Raw genomic sequence first — 26,280 nt, 5'->3', positions numbered from 1 at the left:
TCTGGGCGACCCAAGCCATTCGTCATGAAATGGACCGGGCGGTCAGCCCAGCCGCCAGGCGGCCAGCCCCAGACACAGCCAGCCGATCAGGAACGCCACGCCTCCGAACGGCGTGATGATGCCCAGCTTGCTGATGCCGGTGAGGGTCAGCAGATACAGACTGCCGGAGAACAGCAGGATACCGACCACGAATGACACGCCAGCCCAGGTCACGACGCGACCGGGAATATGCGTGGCCAGCAACGCAACGCCCAGCAATGCAAGGGTGTGCACCAATTGGTAGGTGACACCGGTGTGGAAGATCGCCAGGTAATCGGCGCTCAGGCGATTCTTCAGGCCGTGGGCGGCAAACGCCCCCAGCGCCACGCCGGTGAAGCCGAAAAAGGCGGCCAGCATCAGAAAGCTACGCAGCATGAGAACTCCAGTCAGACTCGGTGGGCAGGGTCTGTATAATGGCCCGCTCGACCGGTTCGGCCAAGCCATCCCTATGCTGCGTTCATTCTTTCGACGATTCCTTAAAGCCCTGCTCTGGTTCGCCATCGGCAGCGTCGTGCTGGTGCTGCTGTTTCGGGTAGTGCCTCCACCGTTCACGGCGCTGATGATCGAGCGCAAGATCGAATCCTGGTTTGGCGGCGAACCGATCGACCTGCAACGCACCTGGCAGCCTTGGGACCGGATCTCCGACAGCCTCAAGCTGGCGGTCATCGCCGGCGAAGACCAGAAATTCCCGGAGCATTGGGGTTTCGACATCAGCGCGATCCAGGCAGCGTTTGCTCATAATGGACGCGGCGGCTCGATTCGCGGCGCCAGCACCCTCTCCCAGCAAGTATCCAAGAACCTGTTCCTGTGGTCGGGCCGCAGTTGGCTGCGCAAAGGGCTCGAAGCCTGGTTCACGGCATTGATCGAGGTGTTCTGGCCCAAACAGCGGATCCTCGAGGTGTACCTCAACAGTGTCGAGTGGGATGACGGTGTGTTCGGGGCCGAAGCGGCGGCGCGGCATCACTTCCGCACTGGCGCGCAATCCTTGTCCCGGCAACAGGCCAGCCTGCTGGCGGCGGTACTGCCCAATCCGAGGGCATGGAGCGCCAGCCGACCGAGCCCCTATGTGTTGCGGCGAGCGAGCTGGATTCGCCAGCAGATGAACCAGTTGGGAGGCGACAGTTATTTGTTGGGGCTCAATGATTCGCGGCGAGCGCCTTGGGCGCAGTAACCCACGCACTGTCCCTGTAGGGGGGGCGAGCTTGCTCGCGATGACGGTTCGACAGCCTACACCGATGTTGAATGCAATGGCCTCATCGCGAGCAAGCTCGCTCCCACAGGATCAGCAGTGAATTCAAATTATCGCCCCGAACAAAAACGCCCCGATCATCACTGATCGGGGCGTTTTTTTGGCCGCAGCTGCAGATCAAGCCGCGATCGACACCTTGAGCTTGTTCATCGCGCTCTTCTCGAGCTGGCGGATCCGCTCGGCCGACACGTTGTACTTCTGCGCCAGGTCGTGCAGCGTGGCTTTTTCCTCGGCCAGCCAACGCTGGTAGAGGATGTCACGGCTGCGCTCGTCCAGCACTTCCAGGGCTTCGTGCAGGTTGGTGTTGGAGTTGTCGCTCCAGTCGGCGTCTTCCAGTTGACGCGCCGGGTCATACCGGTGGTCTTCCAGATAGTTGGCCGGCGACTGGAAGGCACTGTCGTCGTCCGCTTCGGCAGCCGGGTCGAAGGCCATGTCCTGTCCGGTCAGCCGGCTTTCCATCTCGCGCACTTCCCTGGGCTCGACACCCAGGCTCTCGGCGACGCGATGGACCTCCTCGTTGTTCAGCCAGGCCAGGCGTTTCTTCTGGCTGCGCAAGTTGAAGAACAGCTTGCGCTGGGCCTTGGTGGTCGCCACTTTCACGATGCGCCAGTTGCGCAGGATGAACTCGTGGATTTCCGCCTTGATCCAGTGAACCGCGAACGACACCAGGCGCACGCCCATCTCAGGGTTGAAGCGCTTGACCGCTTTCATCAGGCCGACGTTGCCTTCCTGGATCAGATCCGCCTGGGCCAGCCCGTAGCCGGAATAGCTGCGGGCGATATGTACGACAAAACGCAGGTGGGCGAGCACCATTTGCCGAGCCGCCTCAAGATCCTGCTCATAGTAGAGACTCTCGGCCAGTTCACGCTCCTGCTCGGGCGTCAGCAACGGAATGCTGTTCACCGTGTGCACATAGGCCTCCAGGTTCGCACCCGGGACCAGAGCATAAGCAGGTTGCAAAGAAGTGGTCATACGAAAAAACCTCCGACTCACATAACTCGTGCAGTTCAGCACTGCGAAAATTGACCGGGAACCGTAGGACAAGTTCCCACAAAAACTGAAAGGTCAATACGCGCAAAAAACACTATTTTGGCGCAAGCTCACGCAAGTGGCGTGCGACCGCAATCCATGCACCGATATAACCCAACAGCACCGCGCCAAGCAAGAGCGACAGACCGTCGGCGACTGGCACTCCGGCCAGCGCGAAATCACTGCCGTACAAACCGGCCAGTCCCACTACCGCATCGTTCAGCCAGTCCAGGCCGAACGCCAATACTCCCCAGGACAGAATCCCGGCGCCGAAGCCATATAGCGCGCCCATGTACAGGAAGGGCCTGCGTACATAACTGTCCGTACCGCCGACGAGTTTAATCACTTCTATCTCGGTGCGGCGGTTTTCAATATGAAGACGAATGGTATTGCCTATCACCAAAAGTAATGCAGAAACCAGAAGCACCGTCAGGCCGAAGACAAACCGGTCGCCGAGCTTGAGTATCGCCGCAAGACGCTCGACCCAGACTAGATCAAGTTGCGCCTGTTGTACCTTCGGCAATTCGGAAAGTCTTTGTCTTAATGCTTCAAGGGTCGGTTTATCGACCTCTTTCGGCGTCACCAGCACCACACCCGGCAACGGGTTTTCCGGCAGTTCCCTGAGGGCTTCGCCCAGGCCGGACTGCTGCTGGAACTCTTCCAGTGCCTGTTCGCGGCCGATGTACTCGGCATCGGCGACCCCCGGCATGACCTTGATCTGTTCGCGCAACGCCTCGCCCTCGGCCGGCGTCGCCTCCAGTTGAAGGTAGAGGGAAATCTGCGCCGCGCGCTGCCAGGAGCCTCCGAGACGCTCCACGTTGCTGAGCAATAACGACAGGCCCATGGGCAAGCTCAGGGCGACGGCCATGACCATGCAGGTAAAGAAACTACCGATTGGCTGCTTGCCCAGGCGCCGCAGGCTGTCGAGCAGGCTGGCGCGGTGACTCTCGATCCAGGCATGCAGCAGCGTGGCGAAATCCGGACCGTCGTCATCGTGTTTTTTCTTTTGCGGCGCAGGCTCGGAGGCTTTTGGTGCCACGCGCTCGGCCACTTTGGGGCTGCGGGTCGCACTCATACGCCAGCCTCCCCGTCACCGATCAGGCGGCCACGCTGCAAGGTGAGCATGCGGTGACGCATGCGCGCAATCAGAGCCAGGTCGTGACTGGCAATCAGCACACTGGTGCCCAAACGGTTGATATCTTCGAATACGCCCATGATTTCCGCCGCCAGTCGCGGGTCGAGGTTACCGGTGGGTTCGTCCGCCAGCAGCAACGCCGGACGGTGAACGATGGCGCGGGCAATGCCGACGCGCTGTTGCTGGCCGGTGGACAGGTCGCCGGGATACAACTCGGCCTTGTCCGACAGGGCCACGCGCTCCAGGGCCGAATCCACGCGCTTGCTCATTTCGGCCTTGGACAGGCCCAGGATCTGCAACGGCAACGCAACGTTGTTGAATACAGTGCGATCGAACAGCAACTGGTGGTTCTGGAATACCACGCCGATCTGCCGCCGCAGGAACGGAATCTGGGCATTGCTGATGGTGCTCAAGTCCTGGCCGGCCAGCAACAACTTGCCGCTGGTGGGCCGCTCCATCGCCAGCAACAGGCGCAGCAGGGTACTTTTACCGGCGCCGGAATGGCCGGTGACAAACAGAAACTCGCCTCGACGTACCCGAAAGCTCAGCTCATGCAGGCCGACGTGACCGTTCGGATAGCGTTTACCGACCTGTTCGAAACGAATCATGAATGCTCCCGCTCGGCAAACAGCGCCTGGACAAAGGGCTCGGCTTCAAAGGTGCGCAAGTCATCGATGCCTTCACCCACGCCGATGTAGCGGATGGGCAAGCCGAACTGCTTGGCCAGGGCAAAGATCACCCCGCCCTTGGCGGTGCCGTCCAGCTTGGTCAGCGCCAGCCCGGTCAGCTCGACGGTCTGGTTGAACTGCCTGGCCTGGCTGATTGCGTTCTGGCCAGTACCGGCGTCCAGTACCAGCAGCACTTCATGGGGCGCGTCGGCATCGAGCTTGCCGATCACCCGGCGAACCTTCTTCAATTCTTCCATCAGATTGTCTTTGGTGTGCAGGCGACCGGCGGTGTCGGCGATCAGTACATCGATGCCACGAGCCTTGGCGGCCTGCACGGCATCGAAGATCACCGAAGCGGAATCGGCACCGGTGTGCTGGGCAATCACCGGGATCCTGTTGCGTTCGCCCCAGACCTGCAGCTGTTCGACCGCAGCGGCGCGGAAGGTATCGCCGGCGGCGAGCATTACCTTCTTGCCCTCCAGCTGCAGCTTCTTGGCCAGCTTGCCGATGGTGGTGGTCTTGCCGGCGCCGTTGACGCCCACCACCAGGATCACGAACGGCTTGTTCTGCGAAGCGATCACCAGCGGCTGTTCCACCGGTTTGAGCAGGTTGGCCAGCTCGCCTTGCAAGGACTTGTACAACGCGTCGGCATCGGTCAACTGCTTGCGGGCGACCTTCTGGGTCAGGCTCTGGATGATCACCGACGTCGCCTCGACGCCCACGTCGGCGGTCAACAGGCGGGTCTCGATATCGTCCAGCAAATCGTCATCGATGACCTTCTTGCCCAGGAACAGGCTGGCCATGCCTTCGCCGATACTGGCGCTGGTCTTGGACAGGCCTTGCTTGAGGCGGGCGAAAAAGCCGACCTTGCTCTGCTCGGTGACGGGTGCCGGCTCGACGAGAACCGGCGCTTCAGCCGGAGCGGGTACCGGCTCAGGAACAGGCTGGGCGACAGCGGGCGCTGGGGCGACTACCGCAACCTCGGCAACTTCGGGAACCGGTGCCACGACCGGGGTCGCGGCGACTGGCGCGGGGATCGGCGGCGTGACGTGCGGAGCCTGTACATCCTCCACCAGCCCTACCGGCTCTTCGGCCACCGGCAAGGTCAACCAGGGGGTTTGTCCGGCAGGTGGCGCCAGTGGCTGCTCGGCCACCGGCTCGGCGACGGGCTCAGGCTCAGTCTCGACCGGTTGCAGTACCGGCTCGGCCAATGGCAGAACAATGGGCGCGGCTTCCTCGGCCACGGCTTCGGCGGCAGGCTCGGGTTGTGGCTGTTCGACGACGGTTTCCTGCGGCTTCTTGCGCAGCCATCCGAACAGGCCTTTTTTCTCGCCAGCCGCAGCTGGGGTCTTCTTGTCGTCGTTGGAACCAAACATGGAGGACGGCTATCTCACGGTAGCGACGCGCCACGAGGGCGCCTCGGTGATAAATATTCGATGCTGAACAGACTGTGTTTCATCCAGCTTGTTCACGCGCAACATTTTGTCCAAGTGTTCCCGGAACACCTCGACCTTGATTTTTTCGAAGGACTGGCAAGGCATCGTCGGCGAAAACGCTGCGATCAACGATCAAACCCGACACTTCGTCGGTACGTCCACCCGACAAAAGGCCCGATAGGCGTGGCCGCCAGTAAAACGGACCAGTATCCTAGCACCCTCTCGCCCGCCGACGCTAAGACATGGCGGGCAACCCAACAGGTTTAAACACGAATGAATGCTCTCGCCCGCCGCGCCGCAGGCCTGCTGCTCAGCGCAGTCTGCCTGCCCTTTTCAGCCTTGGCTGCCGATCCACAACCCACTCATGAATTCATGCTCGACAACGGCCTCAAGGTCGTGGTGCGCGAAGATCACCGGGCTCCGGTGGTGGTGTCCCAGGTCTGGTACAAGGTCGGCTCCAGTTACGAGACACCGGGCCAGACCGGCCTGTCCCATGCCCTGGAACACATGATGTTCAAAGGCAGCGAAAAAGTCGGCCCGGGCGAAGCCTCCCTGATCCTGCGGGACCTGGGCGCCGAAGAGAACGCCTTCACCAGCGACGACTTCACCGCGTACTACCAGGTGTTGGCCCGGGACCGCCTGGGCGTGGCCTTCGAGCTGGAAGCCGACCGCATGGCCAGCCTGCGCCTGCCACCGGAGGAGTTCAGCCGCGAGATCGAGGTCATCAAGGAAGAACGTCGCATGCGCACCGACGACAAGCCGATGTCCAAGGCTTATGAGCGCTTCAAGGCCATGGCTTACCCGGCCAGCGGCTACCACACGCCGACCATCGGCTGGATGGCCGATCTGGACCGGATGAAGGTCGAGGAACTGCGACACTGGTACCGATCCTGGTACGCCCCGAACAACGCGACCCTGGTGGTGGTCGGCGACGTGACACCGGATGAGGTCAAGTCACTGGCCCAGCGTTATTTCGGCCCGATTGCACGACGCGACGTCCCTGTGGCGAAAATCCCCCTGGAGCTGGGCGAACCCGGCGAGCGCCAGATCACCCTGCATGTGCAGACCCAACTGCCCAGCGTGATGATGGCCTTCAATGTGCCCAGCATCGCCACCGCGACGGACAAACGTTCGGTCAATGCGTTGCGTCTGATCTCGGCCCTGTTGGACGGCGGCTACAGCGGTCGGATCCCGACCCAACTGGAGCGCGGCGAGGAGCTGGTGTCCGGAGGCTCGTCGAGCTACGACGCCTACACCCGGGGCGACACGCTGTTCACCCTGTCGGCCACACCCAATACCCAGAAGAACAAGACCCTGGCCCAGGCCGAAGCGGGTCTGTGGCGCTTGCTTGAACAACTGAAAACCACCGCGCCGACCGCCGACGAACTGGAGCGCGTCCGTGCCCAGGTCATCGCCGGCCTGGTGTATGAGCGCGACTCGATCACCAGCCAGGCGACCGCCATCGGCCAGCTGGAAACCGTCGGCCTGTCCTGGAAGCTGATGGACACCGAACTTGCCGAACTGCAAAGCGTGACCCCGCAAGAAATCCAGAAGGCAGCCCAGCTGTATTTCACCCGCTCGCGCCTGAGCGTCGCGCACGTCCTGCCCGAGGAGAAAGCTCATGAGTGAGCGCAAACCATCCCGCCTGCTGCTGATCGGCCTGGTGTCGATCGCCCTGGTCGGCGCCCTGGCCTTTTATCTGTCACCATCGAGCAGTACGGACGCCAGCCAGGCATTGGACAAGGCCAGGTCCGGTAACAAACTGCAATCGCTGTCCGAACTCGATGACAAGGCACCCAGCCGCCGTCAGCTTGACGTACAGACCTGGAAAACCGCCGACGGTGCCAAGGTATTGTTCGTCGAAGCCCGGGAATTGCCGATGTTCGACCTGCGCGTGACGTTCGCTGCCGGCAGCAGCCAGGATGGCGATGCGCCTGGCCTGGCGACGCTGACCAACGCCATGCTCAACGAAGGCGTGGCCGGCAAGGATGTCAGTGCCATTGCCCAAGGCTTCGAAAGCCTGGGCGCGGACTTCGGCAATGGCGCCCACCGGGACATGGCCCTGGTGTCGCTGCGCAGTCTCAGTGCGCTGGACAAGCGAGAGCCGGCGCTGAAGCTGTTCGCCGAAGTCGTCGGCAAACCGACCTTCCCCGCCGACTCTTTCGAACGCATCAAGAACCAACTGCTGGCCGGCTTCGAGTATCAGAAACAGAATCCGGGCAAACTGGCGGGCCTGGAACTGATGAAACGACTCTATGGCGATCATCCATATGCCCATTCCAGCGATGGCACCGCCCAAAGCATTCCGTCCATCACCCTGGCCCAGGCCCGCGCCTTTCACGCCAGGGCCTATGCAGCCGGCAACGCGGTGATCGCCCTGGTGGGGGACCTGTCCCGCGCCGAGGCCGAGGCGATTGCCAACCAGGTGTCCGCCGCATTGCCCAAGGGCCCGGCCCTGGCGAAAACGCCGCCACCGGTGGAGCCGAAAGCGAGCCTCGGGCACATCGAATTTCCGTCCAAGCAAACCAACCTGATGCTGGCGCAACTGGGCATCGACCGGGACGATCCGGACTTCGCGGCCGTGTCCCTGGGCAACCAGATCCTTGGTGGCGGCGGTTTCGGCACCCGGTTGATGACTGAGGTCCGGGAAAAGCGCGGCCTGACCTATGGCGTGTATTCCGGTTTTACTCCCATGCAGGCTCGCGGTCCGTTCATGATCAACCTGCAGACCCGTGCCGAGATGAGCGAAGGTACGCTGAAACTGGTGCAGGACGTGTTCGCCGACTACCTCAGGAACGGCCCGACGCAGAAAGAACTCGACGATGCCAAGCGCGAGCTGGCCGGCAGTTTTCCGCTGTCTACCGCCAGCAACGAGGATATCGTCGGTCAGCTCGGCGCCATGGGCTTCTATGACTTGCCATTGAGTTACCTCGAGGACTTCATGCGCCAGACCCAGGCGTTGACGGTCGAAGAGGTCAAGGCCGCGTTGAACAGACACCTGAGCATCGACAAAATGGTCATCGTCACCGCCGGCCCGACCGTGCCGCAAAAGCCGCTGCCAGCCCCCACTGACAAACCCGCCGAGCAGCCGCTCGGGGTTCCGGAGCACTAATGGCCCGCCCATCGAATTCCAGCAAGAAACCCGTTCATAACGGGATCAACCAGCTACGCATCATCGGCGGCGAGTGGCGCAGCCGCCGCTTGAGCTTTCCCGACGCGCCAGGCTTGCGCCCGACGCCGGACCGGGTACGCGAAACCCTGTTCAACTGGCTGGCACCCTATGTGCCGGGAGCCCGGGTGCTCGATCCGTTCGCCGGCAGCGGCGCCTTGTTCCTCGAAGCGCTGTCCCGTGGCGCGGCCATGGGCCAGGCGCTGGACGCCAGCAGCCTGGCCGTCTCCAGCCTCAAGGAACACCTGGGCACCCTGCGCTGCACCGTCGGCCAGGTGCAGACGGCCGATGCATTGCGTTACCTGGAGAGCCAACCGGCCACGCCATTCGACCTGGTATTCCTCGATCCGCCGTTCAACCAGAACCTGCTGCCGAGCGTGTGTGCCCTGCTCGAAGAACGCCAATGGCTGGCCGAGGATGCCTGGGTCTACACTGAAAGCGAGACCGCCCCTTCAACCCTGGGCTTACCAGCCAACTGGCGCTTGCATCGCGAACAGAAGTCCGGACGGGTGTTTTACGCATTGTGGCAACGTATGGCAGCCGCCGTTGGCTGAACGGCTGGCCCGTGTATCGAGAATGATCGTGTCCACCGCATCCGAACGTTTCATGCCCGCCCGGGGCCTGGGCAATCCGCACTTGCAGACCTTGTGGGGACCACTATGGCGCAAGAGCGTCCCCATCCAGCGCGAGCGCGAACGCCTTTGGCTCGAGGACGGCGATTTTCTCGACCTGGACTGGCATGGCCCCCACAGTGCCGAGGCACCCTTGGTGCTGGTACTTCACGGGCTGACCGGCTCCTCCAATTCGCCTTATGTAGCCGGCTTGCAACACGCTCTCGGCCAACAGGGATGGGCCAGTGTCGCGCTGAACTGGCGCGGCTGCTCGGGGGAACCGAACCTGCTGCCCCGCAGTTATCATTCCGGTGTCAGCGAAGACCTGGCCGCCGCCATCACCCACTTGCGAACCCGACGTCCCCTGGCGCCTCTCTTCGCGGTAGGCTACTCCCTGGGCGGCAACGTACTGCTCAAGCATCTGGGGGAAACCGGCAACGACAGCCAGTTGCTGGGAGCGGTGGCGGTTTCGGTGCCGTTTCGCCTTGACCAGTGCGCAGACCGCATCGGCCAGGGGTTCTCCAGGTTTTACCAGGCGCATTTCATGCGTGAAATGGTGGCCTATGTGCGCAACAAGGAACGCCGCTTCAAGCACGACGGACATCATGAGGGGCTGGCGGCCCTGTCGGCGCTGGGCCCGTTGGAAAACATGCGCACCTTCTGGGATTTCGACGGACGGGTGACGGCACCACTGCATGGTTTTTCCGACGCCTCGGATTATTACCGTCGTGCTTCCAGTCGCTATTTCCTGGGCGGGATTCGTACGCGAACCCTGGTGATCCAGGCCGCCGACGATCCCTTCGTATTTCCCCACAGCCTGCCCGAGACCGGCGAGCTGTCAGCTTCCACCCGCCTTGAACTGCACGCCCAGGGCGGACACGTAGGGTTCGTCGACGGAACCTTGCGGCGTCCCGGATACTATCTGGAACGACGCATTCCTCATTGGCTGGCGAGCCTGGGCCAGACATGATCCGTCGCGGCCCGGGCCCTCTGCCGATTCCCTTTCAATCTTGCGGCAGGCGAGTCACTCGCCCTTGGCCACGCCTCGCTGCGGATCATTGATCCATTCGCTCCAGGAGCCGGCGTACAACCTGCCCAACGGATAACCCGCCAGGCACAAGGCGAACAGGTTGTGGCACGCCGTTACGCCGGAGCCACAGTAGGCCACCAGCCCGGCGGGCGATCGCTCGCCCAGTTGATCGGCGAAACGCTGCTTGAGCCGACCGGAGGGCAGGAAACGTCCCTGCGCGTCCAGGTTGTCAGTGAACGCAGCACACTGAGCCCCCGGGATATGGCCGGCCACCGGGTCGATCGGCTCGACTTCGCCCTTGAATCGCGGCAAGGCCCGGGCATCCAGCAAGGTCATCTCCGGCTGGCCCAGGCGTTTTTCCAGCTCTTGGGCGCCAAGCAGCAAGGTCATATCCGGCGAACCGCTGAAGGATCCGCGTCCCGCTGCCGGTGGATCGAGGCTCAAGGGCAGACCGGCGGCATGCCAGGCCTTGAGCCCGCCGTCGAGGATGTAGAGACCATCGCGCTTGCCCAGCCAGACCAGCAGCCACCAGGCCCGGGCGGCATAGGCTCCGGGGCCATCGTCATACAGCACGATGTCGCTGTCATGATCGATGCCCCAGGCCCGGAAGCGCTCGATCAAGGCTTCAGGCTCCGGCAATGGATGGCGCCCGGTCACACCCTTGATCACCGGCCCGCTCAGGTCCCGTTCGAGGTCCGCGAACGAAGCCCCGGCGATATGCCCCTCCGCGTAACTACGCTGGCCGTAATCGGGGTCTTCCAGGGCAAAGCGGCAATCGAGGATCACCAGCCCGGGCTGCGACCTCCTCTGCTCCAGGGCTTGAGGGCTGATGACTTGCGCGATGGGCATGCTGAAGCTCCTATGGCTGAATCGAGGTCCGAATCCTACTGCCCTTCCTCCAGGGTCTGGGCCAGCGGGACGTAATACTCTTTGAACAGTGCATCCACCGCCTCACGCGCCTCGTCGGTCACGAAGCCGGCCTCCAGCACCAGCACCTGGTACACCCCGCGCTTGATGGCCTGCTCGCTCAAATGACTGGAATTTTCCCTCGTGGTGCACAGAAATCGCACCCAGGACGTCAGGATGATCCAGGCGTTGAGGGTCAGGGATTCGATCTGCACACGGTCCATCTTCAGGATGCCGGCCGCGACGAAACCTTCGTAGATGGCGGTGCCGTGGATCAGGCAGCGCTGGGAAAAACGTCGATAACGGGCCGCGAGGTCTGGATCGCTGTCCAGCAGGTGCTCAAGGTCCCGGTGCAGGAAACGATAGCTCCACATCGCCGACAGCAGTTCCTGCAGATAGAAACGCTTGTCTTCCACTGTGGCAGCCCGACCCTGGGGCGGGCGCAGGAAGCTGTCCACCAGGTTTTCGTATTCACTGAACAGCACGGCGATGATCGCCTGCTTGTTGGGGAAGTGGTAGTACAGGTTGCCCGGGGACATGTCCATGTGGGCAGCGATATGGTTGGTGCTGACGCTGCGCTCGCCCTGCTGGTTGAACAGCTCGAGGCTGTTTTGAACGATGCGCTCGCTGGTTTTCATTCGTGGGGCCATGGCTTGGGCTTTACTTCGACGAAGGCATTGATCGGCATCTTACGATCTATCGTCTTCGGGACAAACCCATCGCAGCACCGGATGTCATTTGACTTTTTAGAGCATAAACTCTAAAAACACTCACTCCCGTAATAATCAGGGCCTGCCAATGCCTGCCGACATCGCTTATCTGCACGAATCCCAACAGAACCTGGATGAGCTGCGGTCGCTCTTCGAGGCACAGCGTCGGGCCTACGTCGCCCATCCGTTGCCTCCGGCAGCCCAGCGCCGACAGTGGCTCAAGGCGCTGCGTGAGGTATTGAGCGACGAACGACAAGCCTTGATCGAAGCCATCAGCCAGGATTTCAGTCACCGCAGCGCCGATGAAACGCTACTGGCCGAGCTGATGCCGAGCCTGCATGGCATCCACTACGCCAGCCGACACCTGCCGGGATGGATGAAACCGTCGAGGCGCAAGGTAGGCATGGCTTTCCAGCCAGCTTCGGCCAAAGTGGTCTACCAGCCGCTGGGCGTGGTCGGGGTCATCGTGCCTTGGAACTATCCGTTGTTCCTGGCCATCGGACCGTTGGTCGGGGCGTTGTCGGCGGGCAATCGGGTGATGCTCAAGCTCAGCGAATCGACTCCGGCCACCGGATTGCTGCTCAAGCAGCTGCTGGCCCGTATCTTTCCCGAGGACCTGGTTTGCGTCGTGTTGGGCGAGGCCGACGTTGGTGTGGCCTTTTCCAGGTTGCCCTTCGACCACCTGCTGTTCACCGGCGCCACCAGTATCGGCAGGCACGTGATGCGGGCCGCGGCGGAGAACCTGACCCCCGTCACCCTGGAACTCGGCGGAAAATCACCGGCCATCGTGTCCACCGACGTGCCCCTGAAGGACGCCGCCGAGCGTATAGCCTTCGGCAAGATGCTCAACGCCGGGCAAACCTGTGTTGCGCCAGACTACGTACTGGTCCCGCAAAATCGAGTCGGCGGATTCGTCGAAGCGTATCGCGAAGCGGTTCGCGGGTTTTATCCGACACTGGCAGACAACCCGGACTACACCGCAATCATCAACGAACGACAACTGGCGCGGCTCAATGGCTACATCAGCGATGCCACGAGCAAGGGCGGGTTGCTGATCGAGCTGTTCGACCAGGGCCAGGGGCGACGCATGGCCCATAGCCTGTTGCTCAACGTCAGTGACGACATGACGGTCATGCAGGACGAAATCTTCGGCCCGCTGCTGCCTATCGTGCCGTATGAGACGCTTGACCAGGCACTTGCCTACGTCAACCAGCGCCCTCGCCCTTTGGCGCTCTACTATTTCGGCTACAACAAGGCCGAACACAAGCGCGTGCTCGACGAAACCCATTCCGGTGGCGTCTGCCTGAACGACACGCTGTTGCATGTGGCCCAGGATGACCTGCCATTCGGTGGCATCGGCCCCTCGGGAATGGGGCATTACCACGGGCACGAAGGTTTCCTGACGTTCAGCAAGGCCAAGGGCGTGCTGACCAAGCAGCGCTTCAACGCCGCAAAACTGATCTACCCGCCTTATGGCAAGCCGCTTCAGAAACTGATCCAGAAGCTGTTTGTCCGTTGACAGCGCCTTGCCGGATAAAAACAACAATGAACCCAAGCCTGACCGATACACCCGCGCTGTCCCGGCGCGGCCTGCTGAAATTCAGCCTCGGTGCCAGTCTCTTCCTGAGCACCGTCAGCCTGGGCGCGTGTTCACCCGGCCACCCAGGAAACGGCCTGGCGGCGCTGCGCGACAGCGACCTGCCGTTTCTGCGTGCGGTGATTCCGGTCATGCTGGAGGACGCCGTGAGCGTCGAGGCGCTCCCGACCGCCACGACCGCCACCCTGCAAAGCCTGGACACCGGCCTGGCTCATCTTTCCCCGGCCACGCTCAGGCTCGCCCGTCAGCTGTTCGACGTGCTTACGCTGGGCATTACCCGAGGGCCGCTGACCGGTGTCTGGGGTGCGTGGGAAAACGCCAGCGCCGATGAAATCCGACACTTTCTCCAGCGGTGGGAAAACAGTTCGCTGGACCTCCTGCGCCAAGGCCATTGTTCGTTGCTGCAAATGGTGATGATGGCGTGGTACAGCCGGGCCGAGGCCTGGGCGAACTGTGGCTATCCGGGCCCTCCCGCTGTCTGAAGCCACTCGAAGGCCGCGCCACGGGGACCTTCATCGCAGTTTCATGACAACAAGAGAGAGCCCGACATGCCCGTACCCGATCCTTTTCGCGAAGGCCTTGCCCGTGGCTGGACCACCTACAACGGTGCCGAACTGACCCAGGACCTGACCCTGGACGCCAACGTGGCAATCATCGGCAGCGGCGCCGGGGGCGCCACCACCGCGGAAATCCTCAGCGCCGCGGGCTACAAGGTCCTGTTGATCGAGGAAGGCCCGCTCAAGACCAGTAACGACTTCAAGCTGCTCGAAGACCAGGCCTACACCAGCCTGTACCAGGAAGGCCTCGGACGGATGAGCAAGGACGGCGCCATCACCATCCTCCAAGGCCGGGCGGTGGGCGGCACGACACTGATCAACTGGACTTCCTGCTTCCGCACACCGGAACAGACGCTGGAACACTGGGCCTCGGAGCACGACGTCAAGGGGCATGGTCCCGCCGACATGGCCCCATGGTTCGAACGCATGGAGCAGCGCCTGGGCGTGGCGCCGTGGCTGATGCCGCCCAATGCCAACAACGACGTGATTCGCAAGGGCTGTGAACGGCTGGGGTACAGCTGGCACGTGATCCCGCGCAATGTGCGTGGCTGCTGGAACCTGGGTTATTGCGGCATGGGCTGCCCCACCAACGCCAAGCAGTCGATGCTGGTAACCAGCATTCCGGCCGCCCTGGACCAGGGTGGCGCGTTGCTTTACCTGGCGCGGGCCGAACGCCTGACCCTGCGCAACGATACGGTCATCGATCTGCAATGCGTGGCGATGGATGAGCGGTGCGTGGCTCCGACCGGACGGCGCATCACGGTCAAGGCGCGACACTACGTACTGGCCGGCGGCGCGATCAACAGCCCGGCCTTGCTGCTGCGCTCCGATGCGCCGGACCCCCACGAGCGCCTGGGCAAGCGTACCTTCCTGCACTTGGTGAATATGTCGGCCGGCCAGTTCGATGAGGTCATCAACCCGTTCTACGGAGCACCGCAATCGATTTACTCGGATCACTTCCAATGGCAGGACGGCGTCACTGGCAAAATGTCCTACAAACTCGAAGTCCCACCCCTGCACCCCGCCCTTGCCGCCACGTTGCTGGGCGGCTACGGCCCGGAGAATGCCCGGCACATGGCCCAACTGCCCTACACCCACGCGATGCTGGCGTTGCTACGGGACGGTTTTCACCCGGACAGCCCCGGCGGCAGCGTGGAATTGCGCGGCGACGGCACGCCAGTACTCGACTATCCGGTATCCGCCTACACCTGGGATGGCTTGCGCCGGGCTTTCCACAGCATGGCCGAGATTCAGTTCGCCGGCGGCGCCCGGGCGGTCATGCCGATGCACGGCGATGCCCGCTATGTGAAGACCCTGGCCGAAGCCCGGACGCTGATCGACGGCCTGGACCTTGCCCTGTTCCGTACTCGCCTGGGCAGCGCCCATGTCATGGGCGGCTGCGCCATGGGGGAGGACCCGAAAACCGCCGTCACCGACAGCCTCGGTCGTCATCACCAACTGAGCAACCTGTCGGTCCACGATGGCTCCCTGTTTCCCACCAGTATCGGTGCCAACCCACAATTGTCGGTGTACGGGCTGACGGCGAAACTGGCGAATTCCCTGGCCGAACGCCTGAAAAACCCATGAAGATCCGGATTATTCGCGACGTCTATAGTGCTGTCTTATCCTACAGGCGACTTGGCCGACCGAGTCGGCTGCGATACCATCCGACTCCCCAACGGACTCCCGCCAGGACGACGCGATGAACCGAGTGTTGTACCCAGGTACCTTCGACCCGATTACCAAGGGCCATGGCGATCTGGTCGAACGCGCCTCGCGCCTGTTCGACCATGTGATCATTGCCGTCGCCGCCAGCCCGAAGAAAAACCCGCTGTTCTCCCTGGAGCAACGCGTGGAGCTGGCCCGCGAGGTGACCCGGCATCTGCCCAACGTGGAAGTGGTCGGTTTCTCGACGCTGCTGGCGCAATTTGCCAAGGAAAAGAATGCCAACGTGTTCCTGCGTGGCCTGCGGGCCGTCTCGGATTTCGAATACGAATTCCAGCTGGCCAACATGAACCGTCAGCTGGCACCTGACGTGGAAAGTCTTTTCCTGACACCCTCGGAGCGCTACTCCTTCATTTCATCGACCCTGGTGCGGGAAATCGCAGCCCTGGGCGGCGATATCAGCAAGTTCGTCCACCCGGTCGTGGCCGATGCGCTGACCGAGCGCTTCAAGAAGTAAGCCCCTGGCTGCGACTCGCCTCGCAGCCTCGCCTTGCGTGACAGTGCAGTCCATCGCGGCCGCGTGCACTGAGCTCGTCAATGCGGCACAATTGCGCACATCCGTTTTCAGATGCCCGGGCCCAGCGCCCCGGCAGGAGCTTGCATGTCCCTGATCATCACCGACGATTGCATCAACTGCGACGTCTGCGAACCCGAATGCCCGAATGAGGCCATCTCCCAAGGCGAAGAGATCTACGTCATCGATCCGAACCTGTGCACCCAATGCGTCGGCCATTACGACGAGCCCCAGTGCCAGCAGGTCTGCCCGGTGGATTGCATCCCGCTGGACGAAGCCCATCCGGAAACCGAAGAACAGTTGATGGCCAAGTACCGCAGGATCACCGGCAAGGCTTGAGCTGGAGGCTCGTAGCATCCGTGCCCGAGCAGGCTCACGCCCACAGGGCGCCAGCCGCGCCTGGCGACAAGGCCATCAGCCACGGCGCGGCAACCCGGTCGCGCCTCAGTCCTGACTCTCGAACCCCTCCCCGACACAGCCCAGGCAGCGCACGAACGTGGCTTTCGCCGGGTCTACCACCAATGCCTTTCCTGCATCGCCAACCCCACCGCCCAGCGCGGTAAAGGGCAACGACACCACGAATGCCCCGGCGCCGATCACTGTGGCGGCGAGCAACAGCGGGCGAGCGATCAGCAAGTCGCCGATCATGGCGTAGGCGGGCGGGTTCTGGATGGTGTAGCGCGGATCACCGCTGCCGGTGTTCGCCAGGGCAGGCAAACCGACACTCAGCAGCAACGCAAGAACGACGGGGCGAAGCAGATTCATGGGGGCGGTCCTTCGGCTAGCCAATATGACTACTGACTATAGACCCTGGGGACGGATCATCTCTGACAGCGCGGGCACCAGACACTCGCACGCTGCCCCAGGCGGATTTCCCTCAGCCCGGTTCCACAGACCTTGCACAGCTCCCCACCCCGGCCGTACACGAACAGTTCCTGCTGGAAATAGCCGGGCTGGCCATCGCCACCGATGAAGTCACGCAGCGTGGTACCGCCGCGTTCGATGGCATGGGCGAGGATGCGTTTGATCTCGATCGCCAGTTTCAGATAACGCGCCCGGGAGATGCCCCCGGCCTCTCGACGCGGGTCGATCCCGGCGGCGAACAGCGCTTCGGTCGCATAGATATTGCCCACGCCCACCACCACGGCGTTGTCCATGATGAACGGCTTGACTGCCATGGAGCGCCCACGGGAGAGCTGGAACAGGCGCTCACCGTCGAAGAGATCGGTCAACGGTTCCGGCCCGAGGCGAATCAGCAGTTCATGGTTGAGCGGGTCGAGGCTCCACAGCATCGCGCCGAAACGCCGAGGATCGGTGTAGCGCAAGGCCAGGCCGGACTCCAGTTCGATATCCACATGCTCATGCCTGGCGGCAGGCATGCCCACTTCCACCAGACGCAGATTACCGGACATGCCCAGATGGCTGATCAACGTGCCCACCTCGGCATTGATCAGCAGGTACTTGGCGCGCCGCTCCACCTGCACGATCCGCTGGCCCGAGAGCCGCACATCCAGATCTTCCGGAATCGGCCAGCGCAGGCGACGATCGCGCACGATCACGCGGCTGACCCGCTGCCCTTCCAGGTGCGGGGCAATTCCGCGGCGGGTGGTTTCGACTTCGGGCAGTTCTGGCATGGATTTCTCGAATGGACGATGGTACGGCGCTATCGGGCCTCAGCGGGTGGCAAGATCGCGGATTTCCTGCTTCTGGGTCTGGAAATCGTATTCCGACAGGCCGATGTAATCGAGCACCAGATCACCGACACAGGCCCATTCGTGGTCCTCGGCCTGGTTACCCAGTACCCGATAGGAAGCGCAGATGTGCTCGGCCATTTTCAGGATCGCCAGCAGGTTCTTCAACTGACTGTTGTTGCGCGAGGATTCATCGCTGAAGATCGCCAGGGCGTTGTGGTGGTTGGCAATGGCCTGGCTGACATGGTCCGGCAGGCGCCAGGACTTGGACGTGTAGTAACCGACCACCGCGTGATTGGTATTGAACAGGCGGTTTTCAGTGTCCACCACCCGGGATTCGGCACTGGCGCTGGCATACGCCTGCTCCAGCACGCTCATGTAGTTGGGGAACTGCTTGAGCATCAGCGGCACGCCGCAGTCATGGAACAGGCCCAGGGCATAGGCCTCGTCGCCATTCTCCAGGCCGACACGCTTGGCCAGGGTCAGGCAGGTCATCGCCACGTCCTGGGCCGTATCCCAGAATCGGTTGAGGGTGACGATGGTATCGTCGTGCAGTTCGCCCTTGATCGACTGCGCATTGATCAGGTTGATGATCGAGCGGCTGCCCAGCAGGTTCACGGCGCGCTGGATCGAGGTGATCTTGTTGCGCAGGCCGTAATACGGCGAATTGACGATTTTAAGCAAGGCTCCCGACAGACCGGGGTCCTGGGAGATCAGTTTGGCGATGGTCTCCAGATCCGGGTCAGGCATGTACTGCTCCATCTGCAGATCCACCATGATCTGCGGTTGGGGCGGGACGCTGATGCCTTGCAGGGATTGTTGGATCTGTTCGGCGGAAAGCTCTTTGGACATGGCTGCACACACTCTGGGACAGGCGAGGATTCTACCCCTTCAGGACGGGCTCGACACACCGCCGGGGTCGATCGACGAAACTTTCATTCAGATACAGGCCTAGGTCGGCAGCCAACCCAATCAGCTTGAGGAGTTTTTTACACCACGGCTCGCGGGCCCCGTCCTTTATCCGGGCAAGGCGCGCCCACCAGGCGCCCCGCGTTTCATCGCCCACCTGGCCCGCCGCTCGCTCCGACACGGTATACTCCCGCTCTTTTTTCCGGAGCGACGTCATGTCCCTGCCCAGCCTGCGCCTCAAAGCCAATGCCGACCGCCGCCTGCGCGCCGGTCATCTGTGGGTCTACAGTAACGAAATCGACGTGGCCGCCACCCCGCTGCACGGTTTCAAGGCCGGCGACCAGGCAATCCTCGAAGCCGCCGGTGGCAAGCCGCTGGGCGTGGTCGCGATGAGCCCGAACAACCTCATCTGCGCCCGGCTGCTGTCCCGCGACGCGAAGCTGCCGCTGGACAAATCCCTGCTGGTACACCGTCTGAACGTGGCGCTGTCGCTGCGTGAACGACTGTTCGACAAACCGTTCTATCGCCTGGTCTATGGCGATTCCGACCTGTTGCCAGGCCTGGTGGTCGACCGCTTCGGCGACATCCTGGTGGTGCAGATCGCATCTGCCACCATGGAAGCCCATAAGGACGATGTGATCGCCGCCCTGACCCAGGTGCTCAAGCCCAGCGGCATCCTGTTCAAGAACGATTCCGCCGCCCGCGATGCCGAAGGGCTGGAACGCTATGTCGAAACCGTGTTCGGCCTGGTGCCGGAATGGGTCGCCCTGGAAGAGAACGGCGTGAAGTTCGAAGCGCCGGTCATGGAAGGCCAGAAGACCGGCTGGTTCTACGATCACCGCATGAACCGTGCACGCCTGGCACCCTATGCCAAAGGCAAGCGCGTGCTCGACCTGTTCAGCTACATTGGCGGCTGGGGCGTGCAAGCCGCGGCATTCGGCGCCAGCGAAGTGTTTTGCGTGGACGCTTCGAGCTTTGCCCTCGACGGTGTCGAACGCAACGCAGCGTTGAATGGCTTCGCTGAAAAGCTGACCTGCATCGAAGGCGACGTGTTCGAAGCCCTCAAGGAGCTCAAGGCCAGCGAAGAACGTTTCGACGTGATCGTCGCCGACCCTCCGGCCTTCATCAAACGCAAGAAAGACCTGAAGAACGGCGAAGGCGCCTATCGTCGCCTCAACGAACAGGCCATGCGCCTGCTGACCAAGGACGGCATCCTGGTCAGTGCCTCGTGCTCGATGCACCTGCCCGAAGATGACCTGCAGAACATCCTGTTGACCAGTGCCCGTCATCTGGATCGCAACATCCAGTTGCTTGAACGCGGCGGCCAGGGACCCGACCACCCGGTGCATCCGGCCATTGCCGAAACCCGCTACATCAAGAGCATCATCTGCCGGCTGCTGCCTAACAGCTGAGTTCCCCCGGCGCGGTCGGCGCTTCGGCCCGCATTGGTTAAATAAAAATCGCAGCCTTGGGCTGCGATTTTTATTTGCATGTCTGAAAAGTTACCTCATACCGAAGTTAATAACGACACAGTTAAATTCTGTATGAACTCTCCCACATTATTACTGGAGCTTTCCTACTCAATCTCCGCTTGCCAAGCATTCATTAAAAACTATGATTGAACAGTCACTTCAAAAGTGACCTGCACTAGAAAACACAACTTGTTCAAACACACTTATTCAAAACAAAGGAGCTGTATCATGAAAGCAATCAATCTGGAAGCTGACAAAATCGCAAACCTGGCCGGCCTGGTTGTTCCAAAAGCCGCCACCAAGTAAGTAAGAAGTAACCAGGGCCGGGGAATGCCGGCACCCCGGCCCTGCCCTGGCTCGTCACACCAGCGGAATCCACCCTCATGCATATAAATCCGTGCCTGTTCATACTTGCCCGCCCGCCGCATCAGGTCGTTTGGAACTACGAGCGCCATACCCAGTTCGAACTGGAACTTCGCTACTCGACACGATTGGCGCAACTTATACAAGACCCATCCACGTTTGATATCAATTATCCCATTGACGCCGACCTGCTGGACGCAGAAATCCTTATCAAGGAAGCAAGAACCCCCACCAAATGGGAATGGGATGAGCTATCCAGAATATTTCATATCGGCACCAAGAACATTCCGTGCGCCGATATCCCCCAAGATGTAAATGAGTGGGCAGCTTTGTATCTGCAACACTGCAACGAGGTGCTCGCTTCACCCATGCCCTCAGCCAGGATCAGCAACCCTCAAGCCGACCGGATCGCCCTGGCCCGCCCCCTGCTCACCGACTTGCAGGACGCTTCGCTGATCCAAACCCTGGTCGGCCGCAGCACGTCCCGTTCATTTCGCGACCAGCCCATCTCGATCGAGCAGGTCAGCACACTGCTTTACCTGTCCCTGGGCTACCTGAACGAACGCCGGGACATCCATGGGGCAGCCGGCCCCGAATCACTGGGCGCAAGACGCAGCAGCCCGTCAGGCGGCGGCCTGAATGCCTGCGAAGGTTATCTTTACGTACGCGACGTGACAGGCCTCGCGCCAGGCCTCTACGCCTATCTTCCGGACGAACATGCCCTGAGCCTGACCGCCTCCCTGCCGGAGGCTCCCCTGGGTCGGCTGCTGTGCGGCCAGCATTTCATCAACCCTTTGCCGTTCGGGCTGTTCATCACCTCACGCTTCGACAAGCTCTGGTGGAAATACGCACACTCCCGCGCCTACCGCATGGCATTCGTCGAAACGGGCCACGTTTCCCAGACATTCCTGATGGTCGCCACGGCGCTCGGCCTCGATACCTGGTTGACCGGCGCGTTGAGCGATCGTGAGGTCGAACGGTTGCTGGGGCTTGAGGACTCCTGTGAGCAACCGCTGTTTTTTGTCGGCTGCGGCCATGGCGACGGGCAGGTGCATTGCAAAGAGCTGACAGCCCTGATCGAACGCCAGGACGCTGTGTCATGACCAACATTTCCTTTGGGCAGTCGCCCCGCTACACCCTTGGCGATTGGGACAACAAGGCCGCAGTGCGTACCCGCAGGGACCACTATCGATTGCCCGACGACCTGGAGCAGCAGCTTTCCAGCCGGGACTGGTTTCCACCGGCCTTCATCCCCTATGTCGAACATCCGCTGGTCCGCCAGGCAGGCCGCGCCGTTGCCCAGCGCCTGGCTGCCAACCACCTCCTGTATTTCCTCGACTACACCACGATGCTCGAACACCGGGTCGTCAATCGCTCGGTAGAAACCATCATCCATGGCGAACTGGCCGTACCGATCCCCCGAAGAATGAAAACCGCGGCCCTGCAGCTCTACACCGATGAGGGCTACCACGCGCTTTTTTCCAACGAAGTGGCCGAGCAGATCGCGAACCTCTATGGCATCGACGACCGCCAGCCGCCCAGGCGCATCAACCGTTTGCTGAGCACGATCGACGCCGCTTCGCCGATGGATCGCCCCCTGGCCTGGCTGCTGCTGGGGTTCGTTTCCGAAACCATCATTGCCCGGGAACTGCTCGCCATCACCCGCAACACCCTGGTCTGCACGGTGTACCGGATGCTCAGGAACCACCTCGAGGACGAGGCACGGCACAGTCGCTACTTCAGCGAGGTGTTCCAGTACCTGTGGTCCGTCCTCGATTCCACGCAGCGCGACCTCGCCGCCGGGATGCTGCTGCATATCATCGGGCTCTATTTCGAGCCCGATGACTCCTGGCTGCTGCGCAGCCTCGCCAGTGTCGGCTTCGATAACCAAAGCTCGCGCCAGATCGTTTCCGGCCTCCTGCTGCCAGGCGCCCACGCCCGGCGTGTCCGTTGCGGTGCGGTGTCGACATTCGCGGCCATGAGCGACGCGGGCTTCTTCGACAACGGCCATTACCGGCAGCTGTTCAGCCAGGCGGGGTTTATCGATGGTTGACGCCAGGTCCCCACGCCACACCCGCAAGCCAGCCACTGTGGCTCTATTGCTCACACTGACCCTGCTGGGCGTGTTTCCCATCGATGTGGTACTGCCCTCGTTCCCTGCGCTGTCGGAGCACTTCCAGCGTTCGTCCTCGGACATCGCCCTGTCCGTCAGCCTGTTCGCGGTGGGCATCGCCCTCTCGCAACTGCTGGTGGGTCCTCTCTCCGACGCCCTGGGCCGAAAGGCCCTGTTACTGGTCGGCATCACGGTCGCGGCCATTGGCGCAACCGGGTGCGTCATCGCTGACGACTACGGGCTCTTTCTGTTTTCCCGAGTCGTCCAGGCATTGGGGTGCGGTTGTTTCGTCCTCTCCCAGGCCTTGATCCAGGATCTCTTTACCGGGCAGGAACAGCAACGATTGCGCATATTCCTGGTGACCTGCGGCGGTGTCTTCATTTCCGTATCCCCGCTGGCTGGCACCGGGTTGCAAGCCTGGATGGGCTGGCAGGGCAGCTTCCTGGTGTTCATCGCCCTGGCAATAGCGGTATTTACAGGCGCTTGCCTTTTGCTGCCGTCTTCTGCGGCAACCTCCCATCCGCAGCGCCTGAGCTTTATCAGCGCCTATCGAAAAGTCTGCGGCGACTTCAGCTTCATGGCCTATTGGCTGACTTCTGCGTTGGCCTTTTCCTGCCACTTTTCCTTCATCGTCATCTCGCCACTGGTCTTCATCGACCAATTGGGGCTGTCACCCGAGGCGTTTTCACTGGCCCTGCTGGGCTACGGGCTGGCCTATATCGGCGGCGGAGCGCTGGCGACGGTATTGAGCAACCGAATCGACTCCCAGACGCAAATCTTCACTGGCCTGGGCCTGATCCTGACGGCAGGGGTGATGATGCTCGGGCTCTCCAGCCACCTGGGCCTGTCGATCACCACCCTCTTGCTGCCCATGATCGTCTGCACTGCCGGAACCACCATTGCCCGGGCGGCGGCCCACACCCGGGCGATGAACCGGTTTCCCGAGCAGGCGGGTACGTCGGCCTCGGCCGGCAGCGTGTTGATCTTCGTCGTCGGCGGACTGACCAGTGCCGTGATCAGCCTCACCCCGCTGGGCCTGCAAACCACCCTGGCCCTGTGCCTGGTACTGCTCAGCCTCCTGGGGCTGGCACTCAATGGGCTGATCCGGCATCGCCACAGGGGGTTGCTGACCGGTTGAATGCCGCCAGTCGTCATCCCGGGCGCCACATTGGCGTCCAATCGGCGCTTTGCGTCATTTCATCCTGACGCCAGCGGTGTAGAATCGGGGCATTCATCGCCATTCATCCCCGGCGGGTTTATGAGCTCAAGCTGAGGCAAGCAGTGATCCTGCAAAGTCATCGGCCGCTTCCGGACACACAGCCACTCCCGAGTGTTCCAGACGTCAACAGAAGCTCACTTCCCATTGATACCTGATTAGTACTGATTAGCCGCCCGGAGTGCTCCATGCCCGAATACCGCTCGAAAACATCCACCCATGGCCGCAACATGGCCGGCGCCCGCGCTCTGTGGCGCGCCACGGGGATGAAGGATGACGACTTCAAGAAGCCGATCATCGCCATTGCCAACTCCTTCACCCAGTTCGTCCCCGGTCACGTTCACCTCAAGGACCTGGGCCAACTGGTCGCCCGCGAAATCGAACGCGCCGGTGGCGTCGCCAAGGAATTCAATACCATCGCGGTGGATGACGGCATCGCCATGGGCCACGACGGCATGCTCTATTCGCTGCCGAGCCGCGAGATCATCGCCGACTCCGTCGAATACATGGTCAATGCTCACTGCGCCGACGCCATCGTGTGCATTTCCAACTGTGACAAGATCACCCCCGGCATGCTCATGGCTGCGCTGCGCCTGAATATCCCGGTCATCTTCGTGTCCGGCGGTCCGATGGAAGCCGGCAAGACCAAACTGGCCAGCCACGGCCTGGACCTGGTTGACGCCATGGTGATCGCCGCCGACTCCAGCGCCTCTGACGAGAAGGTCGCCGAGTACGAGCGCAGCGCCTGTCCCACCTGCGGTTCGTGCTCCGGCATGTTCACCGCCAACTCCATGAACTGCCTGACCGAGGCCCTGGGCCTGGCCTTGCCGGGCAACGGCTCGACCCTTGCCACCCACAGCGATCGCGAACAGCTGTTCCTGCAGGCGGGTCGCACCATCGTCGAGCTGTGCAAGCGTTACTACTCCGACAACGACGAATCGGTATTGCCTCGCAACATCGCCAACTTCAAGGCGTTCGAGAACGCCATGACCCTGGACATCGCCATGGGCGGTTCCACCAACACCATCCTGCACCTGCTGGCCGCCGCCCAGGAAGCCGAGGTCGATTTCGACCTGCGCGACATCGATCGCCTGTCCCGCAACGTGCCGCAACTGTGCAAGGTCGCGCCGAACATCCAGAAGTACCACATGGAAGACGTGCACCGTGCCGGCGGGATCATCAGCATCCTGGGCTCCCTGGCCCGTGGCGGCCTGTTGCACACCGACCTGCCGACCGTGCACAGCAAGACCATGGCCGAAGCCATCGCCAAATGGGACATCACCCAGACCGACGACGAAGCCGTGCACCATTTCTTCAAGGCCGGCCCGGCAGGCATTCCGACCCAGACGGCATTCAGCCAGTCGACCCGTTGGGAAACCCTGGACGACGACCGCGAAAACGGCTGCATCCGCAGCGTCGAGCACGCTTACTCCAAGGAAGGTGGCCTGGCGGTACTCTATGGCAACATCGCCCTGGACGGCTGCGTGGTGAAAACCGCTGGCGTCGACGAGTCGATCCATGTCTTCGAAGGCAACGCGAAGATCTTCGAGAGCCAGGACAGCGCCGTGCGCGGGATCCTCGCTGACGAGGTGAAGGCCGGCGACATCGTGATCATTCGCTACGAAGGTCCGAAAGGCGGTCCGGGCATGCAGGAAATGCTCTACCCCACCTCCTACCTGAAATCCAAAGGTCTGGGCAAGGCCTGTGCCCTGCTGACCGATGGCCGTTTTTCCGGCGGCACTTCGGGCCTATCCATCGGCCACGCCTCGCCGGAAGCCGCCGCAGGCGGTGCCATTGGCCTGGTACGGGACGGCGACAAGATCCTGATCGATATTCCGAACCGCTCGATCAACCTGTTGATCAGCGACGAAGAACTGGCCGAACGCCGCGTCGAGCAGGACAAGAAAGGCTGGAAACCGGTGGAGCTGCGTCCCCGCAAGGTGACCACTGCGCTCAAGGCCTATGCCCTGCTCGCCACCAGCGCCGACAAGGGCGCGGTGCGCAACAAGGCGATGCTCGACGGGCTGTAAGCATCCCTCGTGCAACAAGAATGCCCCGCCAGGTGCGGGGCATTTTTTTGTCTGGTATTGCGTGATAAAACGGTTATCAACTGTGGGAGCGAACCCGCTCGCTCCCACAGT

General features: G+C 62.0%; 25 protein-coding genes. 15 read left to right on the top strand and 10 right to left on the bottom strand.

Annotated elements, in window-relative coordinates:
* Positions 1 to 42 precede the first annotated feature (42 nt).
* Positions 43 to 414 carry a DUF423 domain-containing protein gene (locus BW992_RS08810; RefSeq protein ID WP_072390248.1) on the bottom strand — a complete coding sequence of 124 codons (372 nt, stop codon included), beginning with the start codon at positions 412 to 414 and terminating at the stop codon, positions 43 to 45.
* 73 nt (positions 415 to 487) lie between these two features.
* Here BW992_RS08810 and mtgA point away from each other — a divergent pair, with 73 nt between their 5' ends.
* The gene (mtgA, locus tag BW992_RS08805; protein ID WP_072390251.1) at positions 488 to 1,210 is read left to right on the top strand and encodes a monofunctional biosynthetic peptidoglycan transglycosylase; all 723 of its coding nucleotides are present in this window, start codon (positions 488 to 490) and stop codon (positions 1,208 to 1,210) included.
* Between the two features lie 195 nt (positions 1,211 to 1,405).
* Here mtgA and rpoH read toward each other — a convergent pair whose 3' ends face one another.
* From rpoH to ftsY, 4 genes are all read right to left on the bottom strand, one after another.
* Positions 1,406 to 2,260, bottom strand: a complete 855-nt coding sequence (gene rpoH, locus BW992_RS08800) for an RNA polymerase sigma factor RpoH (RefSeq protein WP_072390254.1) — start codon at positions 2,258 to 2,260, stop codon at positions 1,406 to 1,408.
* A gap of 112 nt (positions 2,261 to 2,372) precedes the next feature.
* Positions 2,373 to 3,392, bottom strand: coding sequence for a permease-like cell division protein FtsX (gene ftsX, locus BW992_RS08795; RefSeq protein ID WP_072390257.1), 1,020 nt, complete (start codon positions 3,390 to 3,392; stop codon positions 2,373 to 2,375).
* The gene (gene ftsE, locus BW992_RS08790) at positions 3,389 to 4,060 is read right to left on the bottom strand and encodes a cell division ATP-binding protein FtsE (RefSeq protein ID WP_076406018.1); all 672 of its coding nucleotides are present in this window, start codon (positions 4,058 to 4,060) and stop codon (positions 3,389 to 3,391) included. Before ftsE ends, ftsX begins: the two co-directional genes overlap by 4 nt.
* Positions 4,057 to 5,496 (bottom strand): signal recognition particle-docking protein FtsY, encoded by a 1,440-nt coding sequence (gene ftsY, locus BW992_RS08785; protein WP_072390260.1) that lies wholly within the window; start codon positions 5,494 to 5,496, stop codon positions 4,057 to 4,059. Before ftsY ends, ftsE begins: the two co-directional genes overlap by 4 nt.
* A 333-nt stretch (positions 5,497 to 5,829) precedes the next feature.
* Between ftsY and BW992_RS08780 the strand changes: the two genes are divergently transcribed.
* From BW992_RS08780 to BW992_RS08765, 4 genes are read left to right on the top strand one after another with little or no spacing between them, the layout of a single operon-like run.
* Positions 5,830 to 7,185 (top strand): M16 family metallopeptidase, encoded by a 1,356-nt coding sequence (locus tag BW992_RS08780; protein WP_076406015.1) that lies wholly within the window; start codon positions 5,830 to 5,832, stop codon positions 7,183 to 7,185.
* Entirely contained in the window at positions 7,178 to 8,668 is a 1,491-nt protein-coding gene (locus tag BW992_RS08775) for a M16 family metallopeptidase (RefSeq protein WP_072430901.1), read from the top strand. Before BW992_RS08780 ends, BW992_RS08775 begins: the two co-directional genes overlap by 8 nt.
* Positions 8,668 to 9,279 carry a 16S rRNA (guanine(966)-N(2))-methyltransferase RsmD gene (rsmD, locus tag BW992_RS08770; protein WP_072390280.1) on the top strand — a complete coding sequence of 204 codons (612 nt, stop codon included), beginning with the start codon at positions 8,668 to 8,670 and terminating at the stop codon, positions 9,277 to 9,279. The genes BW992_RS08775 and rsmD overlap by 1 nt, the downstream gene beginning before the upstream one ends.
* A 22-nt stretch (positions 9,280 to 9,301) precedes the next feature.
* Positions 9,302 to 10,306, top strand: coding sequence for a hydrolase (locus BW992_RS08765; RefSeq protein ID WP_172834633.1), 1,005 nt, complete (start codon positions 9,302 to 9,304; stop codon positions 10,304 to 10,306).
* 54 nt (positions 10,307 to 10,360) lie between these two features.
* Here the strand turns inward: BW992_RS08765 and BW992_RS08760 are convergent, their stop codons facing one another.
* Together BW992_RS08760 and BW992_RS08755 are read right to left on the bottom strand one after the other, a co-directional pair.
* Positions 10,361 to 11,215, bottom strand: a complete 855-nt coding sequence (locus tag BW992_RS08760) for a sulfurtransferase (RefSeq protein ID WP_072390282.1) — start codon at positions 11,213 to 11,215, stop codon at positions 10,361 to 10,363.
* Positions 11,216 to 11,250: 35 nt separating this feature from the next.
* On the bottom strand, positions 11,251 to 11,922 hold the full coding sequence (locus BW992_RS08755) for a TetR/AcrR family transcriptional regulator (RefSeq protein ID WP_072390284.1): 672 nt from the start codon (positions 11,920 to 11,922) through the stop codon (positions 11,251 to 11,253).
* A gap of 148 nt (positions 11,923 to 12,070) precedes the next feature.
* Between BW992_RS08755 and BW992_RS08750 the strand changes: the two genes are divergently transcribed.
* The 5 genes from BW992_RS08750 to BW992_RS08730 all read left to right on the top strand — a co-directional run bounded on the left by BW992_RS08750 (position 12,071) and on the right by BW992_RS08730 (position 16,714).
* On the top strand, positions 12,071 to 13,501 hold the full coding sequence (locus BW992_RS08750) for a coniferyl aldehyde dehydrogenase (RefSeq protein ID WP_072390287.1): 1,431 nt from the start codon (positions 12,071 to 12,073) through the stop codon (positions 13,499 to 13,501).
* A 26-nt stretch (positions 13,502 to 13,527) separates the two neighbouring features.
* Positions 13,528 to 14,061, top strand: coding sequence for a twin-arginine translocation pathway signal protein (locus BW992_RS08745; RefSeq protein WP_072390290.1), 534 nt, complete (start codon positions 13,528 to 13,530; stop codon positions 14,059 to 14,061).
* A 66-nt stretch (positions 14,062 to 14,127) separates the two neighbouring features.
* Positions 14,128 to 15,723: a GMC family oxidoreductase gene (locus tag BW992_RS08740; RefSeq protein ID WP_076406013.1), complete on the top strand. Its 1,596-nt coding sequence runs from the start codon at positions 14,128 to 14,130 to the stop codon at positions 15,721 to 15,723.
* Between the two features lie 115 nt (positions 15,724 to 15,838).
* A complete protein-coding gene (gene coaD / locus BW992_RS08735; RefSeq protein ID WP_072390296.1) occupies positions 15,839 to 16,318 on the top strand; it encodes a pantetheine-phosphate adenylyltransferase in 480 nt (159 codons plus the stop codon).
* A 144-nt stretch (positions 16,319 to 16,462) separates the two neighbouring features.
* Complete coding sequence (locus BW992_RS08730) at positions 16,463 to 16,714, top strand: YfhL family 4Fe-4S dicluster ferredoxin (RefSeq protein ID WP_009683359.1); 252 nt, start codon at positions 16,463 to 16,465, stop codon at positions 16,712 to 16,714.
* Positions 16,715 to 16,819: 105 nt separating this feature from the next.
* On the opposite strand, the gene BW992_RS08725 is transcribed toward BW992_RS08730, so the two are convergent.
* From BW992_RS08725 to BW992_RS08715, 3 genes are read right to left on the bottom strand one after another with little or no spacing between them, the layout of a single operon-like run.
* Positions 16,820 to 17,140 carry a multidrug transporter gene (locus tag BW992_RS08725; RefSeq protein WP_072390300.1) on the bottom strand — a complete coding sequence of 107 codons (321 nt, stop codon included), beginning with the start codon at positions 17,138 to 17,140 and terminating at the stop codon, positions 16,820 to 16,822.
* A gap of 56 nt (positions 17,141 to 17,196) precedes the next feature.
* Positions 17,197 to 18,009 carry a bifunctional DNA-formamidopyrimidine glycosylase/DNA-(apurinic or apyrimidinic site) lyase gene (gene mutM / locus BW992_RS08720; RefSeq protein ID WP_072390303.1) on the bottom strand — a complete coding sequence of 271 codons (813 nt, stop codon included), beginning with the start codon at positions 18,007 to 18,009 and terminating at the stop codon, positions 17,197 to 17,199.
* Positions 18,010 to 18,048: 39 nt separating this feature from the next.
* On the bottom strand, positions 18,049 to 18,918 hold the full coding sequence (locus tag BW992_RS08715; RefSeq protein ID WP_072458566.1) for an HDOD domain-containing protein: 870 nt from the start codon (positions 18,916 to 18,918) through the stop codon (positions 18,049 to 18,051).
* A gap of 272 nt (positions 18,919 to 19,190) precedes the next feature.
* Here BW992_RS08715 and BW992_RS08705 point away from each other — a divergent pair, with 272 nt between their 5' ends.
* The 5 genes from BW992_RS08705 (at position 19,191) to ilvD (ending at position 26,169) form a co-directional block, all read left to right on the top strand.
* Entirely contained in the window at positions 19,191 to 20,387 is a 1,197-nt protein-coding gene (locus BW992_RS08705; RefSeq protein ID WP_072390313.1) for a class I SAM-dependent rRNA methyltransferase, read from the top strand.
* 443 nt (positions 20,388 to 20,830) lie between these two features.
* A complete protein-coding gene (locus BW992_RS08700) occupies positions 20,831 to 21,913 on the top strand; it encodes a SagB family peptide dehydrogenase (protein ID WP_072458564.1) in 1,083 nt (360 codons plus the stop codon).
* Positions 21,910 to 22,863: a diiron oxygenase gene (locus tag BW992_RS08695; RefSeq protein WP_072390319.1), complete on the top strand. Its 954-nt coding sequence runs from the start codon at positions 21,910 to 21,912 to the stop codon at positions 22,861 to 22,863. The genes BW992_RS08700 and BW992_RS08695 overlap by 4 nt, the downstream gene beginning before the upstream one ends.
* Positions 22,856 to 24,061, top strand: a complete 1,206-nt coding sequence (locus BW992_RS08690; protein ID WP_072390322.1) for an MFS transporter — start codon at positions 22,856 to 22,858, stop codon at positions 24,059 to 24,061. Before BW992_RS08695 ends, BW992_RS08690 begins: the two co-directional genes overlap by 8 nt.
* 266 nt (positions 24,062 to 24,327) lie before the next feature.
* On the top strand, positions 24,328 to 26,169 hold the full coding sequence (gene ilvD, locus BW992_RS08685; protein ID WP_072390325.1) for a dihydroxy-acid dehydratase: 1,842 nt from the start codon (positions 24,328 to 24,330) through the stop codon (positions 26,167 to 26,169).
* Positions 26,170 to 26,280 lie beyond the last annotated feature (111 nt).

Source organism: Pseudomonas sp. 7SR1, assembly GCF_900156465.1.
Lineage (GTDB): Bacteria > Pseudomonadota > Gammaproteobacteria > Pseudomonadales > Pseudomonadaceae > Aquipseudomonas.
The sequence above is the reverse complement of the archived record's forward strand: the minus strand, read 5'-3'. Positions and strand labels throughout refer to the sequence as shown.